The sequence below is a fragment of the Streptomyces sp. SID3343 genome (genome assembly GCF_009865215.1).
In the GTDB taxonomy this organism is placed as follows: domain Bacteria; phylum Actinomycetota; class Actinomycetes; order Streptomycetales; family Streptomycetaceae; genus Embleya.
The window spans coordinates 20,433-28,480 of sequence record NZ_WWJX01000418.1 but is presented as its reverse complement, the minus strand read 5'-3'; the positions used below and the strand labels follow the sequence as shown (position 1 = coordinate 28,480).

At 70.4% G+C, this 8,048-nt stretch carries 8 protein-coding genes; all 8 read right to left on the bottom strand.

From position 1 onward, the window contains the following. Window positions 1–313: hypothetical protein (locus GT354_RS13635; protein WP_161356562.1), on the bottom strand; the 313-nt coding region annotated here is incomplete at its 3' end. 191 nt (window positions 314–504) lie between these two features. Then, window positions 505–1,467 (bottom strand): fibronectin type III domain-containing protein, encoded by a 963-nt coding sequence (locus GT354_RS13630; RefSeq protein WP_346012013.1) that lies wholly within the window; start codon window positions 1,465–1,467, stop codon window positions 505–507. Window positions 1,468–1,614: 147 nt separating this feature from the next. After that, complete coding sequence (locus tag GT354_RS13625; protein WP_161356561.1) at window positions 1,615–2,766, bottom strand: ABC transporter substrate-binding protein; 1,152 nt, start codon at window positions 2,764–2,766, stop codon at window positions 1,615–1,617. A 191-nt stretch (window positions 2,767–2,957) separates the two neighbouring features. After that, on the bottom strand, window positions 2,958–3,830 hold the full coding sequence (locus GT354_RS13620) for an ABC transporter permease (protein WP_161356560.1): 873 nt from the start codon (window positions 3,828–3,830) through the stop codon (window positions 2,958–2,960). Further along, entirely contained in the window at window positions 3,827–4,693 is an 867-nt protein-coding gene (locus tag GT354_RS13615) for an ABC transporter ATP-binding protein (RefSeq protein WP_161356559.1), read from the bottom strand. Before GT354_RS13615 ends, GT354_RS13620 begins: the two co-directional genes overlap by 4 nt. 345 nt (window positions 4,694–5,038) lie before the next feature. Next, window positions 5,039–5,569, bottom strand: coding sequence for a lytic polysaccharide monooxygenase auxiliary activity family 9 protein (locus tag GT354_RS13610; protein ID WP_237534769.1), 531 nt, complete (start codon window positions 5,567–5,569; stop codon window positions 5,039–5,041). A 499-nt stretch (window positions 5,570–6,068) separates the two neighbouring features. After that, the gene (locus tag GT354_RS13605; protein WP_346012012.1) at window positions 6,069–6,728 is read right to left on the bottom strand and encodes a TetR/AcrR family transcriptional regulator; all 660 of its coding nucleotides are present in this window, start codon (window positions 6,726–6,728) and stop codon (window positions 6,069–6,071) included. Window positions 6,729–6,939: 211 nt separating this feature from the next. Next, window positions 6,940–7,896 (bottom strand): serine hydrolase, encoded by a 957-nt coding sequence (locus GT354_RS13600; protein ID WP_161356557.1) that lies wholly within the window; start codon window positions 7,894–7,896, stop codon window positions 6,940–6,942. Window positions 7,897–8,048: the final 152 nt, after the last annotated feature.

Sequence of the window (8,048 nt, the reverse complement as noted above, 5' to 3'; positions counted from 1 at the left end):
AGCAGACCTCGCGTACCACCGTGGCGGCCAGGGCCCGCAGGCGGTCGCGGTCCGCGTCCAGGCCGGCGCGACCGCGCAGTCGCCTCAGCGGGCGCCACCACGGCGGGCAGGCCGCGCGCAGCCGCTCCTCACGGATGCACCATTCGAGGTCGGCGAGGACGAGGGACATCAGCATCGGGGACGCGGCCACCGCTCCCGGCGCCAGTCCGATGCCGACCGAACGCAGGTGCAGTGTGCAGGATTTGCGCTGCCTGCCGCCGAGTCGGCGCCGCAGCGCCGGTCCCGCCGTGCCGTCGTGTGCGAACGAGAACATCGTTGCCTCCTGCCGTCCCACACCCGATCCGACGTCCCGAGACCGCACGCGGCCCGCCCACCCGGACGGCCGAACGAGGCCCCGATCGGACGTGGCGCGGCCTGCCGCGTTCTCGGTACGCGGAGCAGGCGGGTGTCGTCTGCCCGGGAAGCGGCGAAACGAACGCTCGTGCGGCGACAGACGCCGACCGATCACGGCGCGGGCGGCGCGAGGACCACCTCGGCGGAGAAGTCCCCCCACGTGCCGTCGGGCAGTTTGCCCCGGATCTTGAGTCGATGTCCGGTCGCGGGCGTGTCACCGAGCGGGAGGCTGTACTGCGCCTGCCCGACCGGCGGGTCCACGCCCCACATCACCGTGGTGAGGAAGTTGCCGTCCAGATGGACCTCGTAGGAGCCCACCGGCCGGCCCACGTCGGGGGGTGTCCAGGTCAGGTCGACGTAGGTACCGTCGCTCGCCTTGCGCGTCACGGTCCGCAGGTCGATCGGCGCCGTGCTCCGGGCGTCCTTCACTCCCTGCGCGGTCACCATCGTCACGGCGTTGCTCTCCGCCGACGAGTTGTCGGCGGCGTCGCGGGCGGTGACGGTGAAGCTGTAGTCGGTTCCCGGCCGCAGCCCGGTCAGCACGGCGGTGGTCTTGTCCCCCGCGACGCTGTGCACGCGGATTCCGCCCTGGTGCACGTCGTACGCGGTCACCCCGACGTCGTCGGTCGCCGCGTCCCAGGTCAGGGTCGCGGTGGTCGGCCCCTCGCCCTGCCCGCGCAGGTTGGCGGGCACGCTCGGCGGCACCCGCTCGCCCTTGACCGCGGACAACGTGGTCACCGGCACCGCGGCACTGGCCTCCGAGAGGTTTCCGGCCTTGTCACGGGCTCGGACCGAGAACGAGTAGGCGGTCCCGGGCGCGAGGTCCGTGACGTCCACCATGTGCCGGCCCTCGCTCACGTCGCGGACCTTGCGCGCCCCCTCGTAGACCTCGAAGGTCGCGACGTCGGAATCCGCGCGCCACATCACGTGCACGGACACCGACGTCGACGCGAGCGCGCTCACCTCGCCGGGCACCGCGGGCGGCTTCTTGTCCTTCTCGCTCGCCGAACACCCTCCCACCAGGAGCGCAACAACCAACCCCGACACGGCGATCCCGGTGGTCCGGCGCGGCACGGTACCTCTCCTCGTCGAGAGCAATTGGTCTAGACATGTATGCCACAACCCGTGCTCCGCAACAAGATGTCGAGCCCCTCACGTCGAACCGGGGGACACCGCGATGCCGGCTTCGCGGTGTCCCCCCGGTCGTGGTTCTCCGCACGCTCACGAAGTCGGATGGCCCACGGCCTCCGCGTAGAACGAACGGTCGACGAGCTTGTCCTCGGGCAGCGCCGGCGCCTCGACGACCTTGCCCTCGATGTACATCTTCTGCACCCGGTCGGTCGTACCGCCTCGGATCTCCCAGTCGACGATCTGCGCGGGGACCGACTTGAGCAGCTCCGGCTTGCTGCCGAGCGTGCCGGCGAGTTCCTGGACGAAGGCCGGGTCCTGCTTGTAGTCGCCCGCGAAGTACGTGTTCACGGTGCGGATCAGCGCGCGCAGGAAGGCCACACCCGCGTCCCGGTTCTTCTCCAGGAGGTTTTGCCCGTACAGCATGCCGCCGAGCGGTTCACCGAGCGGCTGGCCGCCCAGGAAGGTGTATTCGGGCTTGCCCTCGAAGTCCTTCCAGATCGGGTCGAGCAGCCAGGCCGCGTCGATGCCGCCGTTCTTGAGCGCCTCCGGCACGCCCGCGCCGTCGAGTTGCTGGAAGGAGACGTCGGTGGGCTTGGTCTTGTGCTGGGCGAGCACGTTCTCGATCGGGTACATGATCACCGACGTCTTGCCCACCAGCGTGCCGAACCGCGCGTTCTTGAGGTCGACCGCGTCACCTGTCCTGCCGTCCTTGACCCGTGCCCACAGGCCGGTCTTGGACGCGGGCGCCACGGTGTAGTTGCCCGCGACCCACTTGATGTCGAAGCCCTGTTTGACCGCGTTGACCATGCCGGCCTCGGGCGCCGAATAGAGCACGTCCACCTGGCCCTTGGCGAGCAGGGTGATCGCGTCGGTGGCGGGCATCTGCTTCAGGTCGACGTCCAGGCCCTCCTTCGCGAACTCGCCCTTGGCGATCGCGGTGCGGATCGGGCCCAGGTATTCGGCCGACAACGAACCGGCCGTCACGGTGAGTTTCGTCTTTTGCGCGAGCGGCTTCGCGGCGGGCGCGCCGGGCGCGCAGCGCGCGGGCTTGCGGGTGGGCGACAGGTCGGCCGGATCGGTCCACGCCTGCTCGCAGCCGGCCACCGCCGTGATGGGGCGCTTGGGTTGTTGCGACGTGGACGTGTCCGAGCGCGATCCGGAGTCGGAGGAGCTGCCGCACGCGGCGAGCAGCGTGCTGCATGCCAACAGGGCTCCGGCCGTGAGGAATCCGCGTCTCGCCATGGTGTGCCTTTCGGGAGTTGGTGCGCAAAACGCCGGGGCCCGGGGCAACGGAACCCCCGGCCCGGTGGACGACGCCGCGTCGCGACCGTCGGGAGAGTCCCGGGGCCGTCGGGAGCGCCTGGGCCGTGGGGAGAGTGTCGGGACGGTCGGCGGCGTGTCGGGGCCGTCGGGAGAGTGTCGGGACCGCGCCGTCAGGACTGTCCGGGGCCCCGGTCGCGGGGCGCCCACGGGGTGCACAGGCGCCCGACGAAGCGGATCAGTTCGGAGAACAGCACGCCGACGATCGCGACGACGATGATCCCGACGAACATCGCGCGGTTGTCGAAGAGTTGACGCGAGTTGAAGATCACGTAGCCCAGGCCCTTGTTGTCCGGCGAGGCGATCCCCTCGGACGCGATGATGACCAGGACCGCGACCCCCGCCGAGATGCGCAGGCCCACCATGACCTGCGGCAACGAAGCGGGCAGCAGTACGTGCCGAAACATCTGCCAGGGTCCGGCGCCGAAGACGGCACCGGCCTCGCGGTAGCCGTCGGGCACGGCGATGACCGCGGCCATCGTGGCGATCCACACGAAGAAGAACACGGTCACCGCGACGAGCGCGATGTGCGGGGACTCGCCGAGACCGAACATGGTCATGAAGATCGGCAGGAGCGCGAGCTTGGGGACCACGTACAGGGCGTCCAGAGCCGGTTCGAGCGCGGCCCGGATCAGCGCGTTGGTGCCCATCAGCAGGCCGACCGCGAAACCGCCGAACGCGCCGATCGCGTAGCCGGGCAGCACCCGGGCCAAAGTGGCCCACACGTCCGGCCACAGCTTGCCGTCACCGGCGTCGTGCCAGCCGTCCTGGACGATGGTCGACGGCGCGGGGTAGAGCCGGTCGTCGATCCAGCCCTGTTTCGCGGCGAGTTGCCACCACAGCAGCAGGACCACCGGGACGGCGACCGCCAAGCCGACCTCCAGCAGCCGCCGACGCAGCCGCGCCCTGCCGGGGTCGCGCTCGGCGGCGCCCGGTTCGCGAACCAGTACTCGAACCGGCGGGTTCTCCTTGACGCCGACCGTCACGACGCGACCTCCTCTTTCTTCTTCTCCTGCTCCTGCTTGTGGCCTTGCCGGTGGTCCTGTTCCTGCTCCTGGGCCGACGCCTGCTCGACCTCGCCGCGCAGCAGTTCCCACAGTTCGGCCTGCATCGCGGCGAACTCCGGTGACCTGCGCACCTCTCCGGTGCGCGGCCGGGCGAACGGCGGTACCCGTTCGGCGATCAGCCGGCCGGGGCGCGCCGACATCACCAGCACGCGGTCGCCCAGGACCAGCGCCTCCTCGAGGCTGTGCGTGACGAACAGGACGGTGCGCTTGTCCGCCTGACAGATCTCCAGGAGTTCGTCCTGAAGGATGGTCCGCAACTGGGCGTCCAGGGCCGCGAACGGCTCGTCCATGAGCAGGATTTCCGGCTCGACGGCCAGCGCGCGGGCGATCGACACGCGCTGCTGCATGCCGCCGGACAGGGCCGCGGGGTAGCGATCGGCGAAGTCGGCGAGGCCGAGTCGGACCAGCCACTCGTGGGCGCGCGCGTCGGCCTCCTTGCGCGGCACGCGGCGCAGGTCCAGGCCGAACCGGACGTTGGCGAGCACGGTCTTCCACGGGCTGATCCCGTAGTTCTGGAACACCATCGCGGCGGGGTTCCTCGTGGCCGCCGTCACCTCGACCCGGCCGGCGCTGGGCTTGACCAGACCGGCCACGATGCGCAGGAACGTCGACTTGCCGCACCCCGAGGGACCGACGATGCAGCAGAACTCACCCGCCTCGATGTCCAGGTCCAGTGGACCGAGCGCGTGTATGTGCGACGCACCTCGCCCGAACCGGCGCTCGACTCCCGCGGCTCGGATCCGGCCGGCCGGTACGGCCGATTCGGGCAGCTCCTGACCCACGTATCTCACCCCTGATGTCCGTGTAATCCCGTGCGTTCGGTGCGTTTCGTGTCTGCGTGCGCCCGCGCCCGACCGACACCCGGACCACCACCGGAGTCGATCTTTCCGCCCGACCGGCGTGACGATATGACGATGCGTCAGATTTGACAATCGACGGAATCGACAAGGCGACGTTGATCATGAACACGTGCCACACGCACATCTGACGCTCCGTCAGCTACGGGCCACGGTCCGAATTCACCGCCGAGTTCGGGCCGCCGCCGCGGTGACCGGACAACGCAGGCGGCGCGCACCGGAGTCCGGTGCGCGCCGCCTGTCGTGGCCGTCGTGTCGAGTGCCGCTCGGTCAGAAGGTCACGTCCGAGCACGAGTAGAACGCGTTGCCCGTGTCCGCGACGTCCCACGCCGCGAAGATCACCGCTTTTCCGCTGCGACCGGACGGCAGGGTGGCGGTGTGCGACGTGTACGTCTCGGGCTGCCTGCTGTTGTAGGGGACGGTCAGGAACGGAGTGCTCTCCAGCGAGGCACGAGTGATCGGCTGGGTGGGGTTCCAGCTCGACTTGGTGACGTAGTACCGGAAGTACGTGGTCGCGTGCCGCGCCGTGATCTTCCAGTTGAAGGTGAGGCTGCCGCCGGACGTGACCGGCGTCGAGGGCCACGCCCCGTTGCGCGGGTTGTCCAACGGCGCCCAGGTGCTGTTGCCGCCGGCACAGAGCCGACCGTCGGCCGGGCCTCCCCCGGGGAAGCCCTTCGGGCCCTCGACGCTCTGCGGTTCCCACTGGATGGGGCCGCAGTTGGTGACCGTGCCGTTGGCGCACAGCGCGGACCGGCTGGGCGGGCCGGTCACCCAACCGTGGGCTCCGGCCGGTGCGGCCATCAGCAGGGGTACGGCCAGTGCGGGGGCGGTCAGTGTTGCCAGGATGGTCCTCTTGCGCATGGTGCTCTCCTCGTGGGCGAAGTGCATGCGGGGACTGGTGCCGTGGGCGGGGACGTCGACCGGAAACGTCGCCTCGTCACGACACCGCAAGCCGTTCCGACCCGGACTCGGGTCGACCCGCTCGCTCGGAGCGTGGCCTTCACATCGACAGGGACGTCGGTGCCGAGGCGGAACGTGGAGCCACGCGGTTCCGGGAGACCGCGTCGAATGCGACGACCGTGTCCGGCCGCCTTCGTCGCCGGGGGTGCGCACTCCTAACGCTAGGAGGACTAGACCAAAGTGGTCAATGGTCTGAACCACGTCTCTTTGAAGTGCCTTCCGTCAAAAGGCCGTTGACCTGCGCATCCACGCAGGATCAACGCTCGGCCAACCATCCTGCGCACCTGCCCGACACCCTCGCCGGCCGAGCGGATACCGCACCGTCGAAAGGCGCGGGCCGCTACGACGGTTCCGGTTCGTCGTCGGTGGAGGCGTCGGAGGCCGCGGGGGCGGCGAGCACGTACGCGCCCGCGAGAGTCGCGGCGTGGGTGGCCGCGGCGACCGAGTCGGCGAACGCCGCGTCGATCGGACGTCGGGCGATCAACAACCGGTAGTAGAAGGGCGCACCGAGGGCGCCCATCACCTCGTCGGCGTCCGTGTCGGCCGCCGACTCCCCGCGTTCGACGGCACGATGCACGATCCGCGCCGTCTCGCGGCGACGCTCCTCGAAGAACTCGCCCAGCACCGCGGCGAGATCGGGTCGGCGGGCGGCGGCGACCACGGCCCCCTCGATCAACGCGCGATGGCCCCGGTCGGCGTAGAAAGCCGCGATGCCGCGAGCCAGCGCCCGCAGGTCACCCGCCAGGGAACCCGTGTCGGGCACCGGAATCCTGGTGCTCCGGTCGAGGAACAGGTCGGCGACGATCGATTCGACGGTCCCCCAACGTCGGTAGATCGTCGCGGCGTGCACGCCGGAGCGGCCGGCGATCCGGTCCATCGTCAACTCGGCGTAGCCGCGTTCGCCGAGCGCCTCGAAGGTGGCGGCGAGCACCGCCGCCCGGGTTTTGGCGGTGCGTCCTCCCGGCCGGGCCGTCCCGGGGGAGCCGCGCTCCTCGGTCACGAGCCCGGTCCCCTGCGCTCGGCGCCGGCCCTGACCATCACACCGCATCCTCGCACCAAATTAATGCGAACAATCTCGTGTTAGGTTGTTCGGCGTCGGTCTCGTGGCACGGATCCCCACGGGGGAGGATCCGTACCACGAGACCTCACCACGATCGCCACCATCGACGGCCCCGATTCTTGCTCCCGACCCCGGCGGCGACGCGGTGCGGTCAACTGGTGCCGATCGAGCGGATCAGCTTCTGGCTCGCGGTGACGGCCACGCCGGCGCTCTTGCCCGGGCGCTGCGCCATCACCGCGCCGACGACCAGGTGATTCGTACCGTTGATCCGGCGCTCGGCGGCGAAGACGAGGTTGGCGCCGGCGGGCGTGGTGAAGCCGGTCTTGCCGGCCAGCATGCCCTCCTTGCCCAGGAGCGTGTTGCCGTTGGGGTGGGACTCGCCGCCCGGCGCGGCGTAGGAGCGAACGCCCGCCACCTCGACGAAGGCCGGGTCGCGCATCGCGGCCGTGAACAGTTTCACCTGGTCGGCGGCCGTGCTGACGGTGGTCGGGTCGAAGCCGCTCGGGTCGGTATAGGTGGTGTCCTTCATCCCCAGTTCGCGGGCGGTCCGGTTCATCCGGGCAACGAACGCGGCCTCGCCACCGTCGACCCAGCGGCCGATCTCGTGGGCGATGTTGTTGGCGGACACCACCATCAGCGCCTCCAGGGCGCGGCGCTGGGTGAACCGCTCACCCGGCGTCACCGGGGTGAGACTCTCGAAGCGCCGCACCCGCTCCCCGTAACGCGCGGCCTCCTCCGCGGATATCGAGAAAGTCGGCCCGGGCGCGCCGGGCCCCAGCGGCCTGGCCTTGAGGAAGACATAGGCGGTCATCACCTTGGCCACGCTCGCGGTCGGCGTCGGCTTCACCGGGCCCGAGGACGCCGGTTCGGCCACTCCTTCGACGAACACGGCCGCCTGGCCGCCCTTGGGCCACGCGTAGTCGAACGCGGTCTGCTTCTGCTCCACGTGCGCCGTCGCGCCGCCCTGGGTCGGCGGCGGGCTCGTCTTGGTCGCCTCCCCCGCACACCCGGCGGTCAGCGCGAGCAGCGCCGCGAACATCGGAGCGGTCGCAGACGACAGCCGGCGCAGTAAGGGACGAGCGGCGGGACGAACGGTATGTGTTGTCATGGCCGTCACCTTGACAACGTGGGATGACCGCCCCCGGACCGGAACAAGACCGTTTCGCCACAACCGCGTGGGGACCCGCTCCCGCGGACTCCCGAACAAGACCGTTTCGCCACAATCGGCCGAGCCGGGCCGTCACGGCCGCCTCGCGCGTG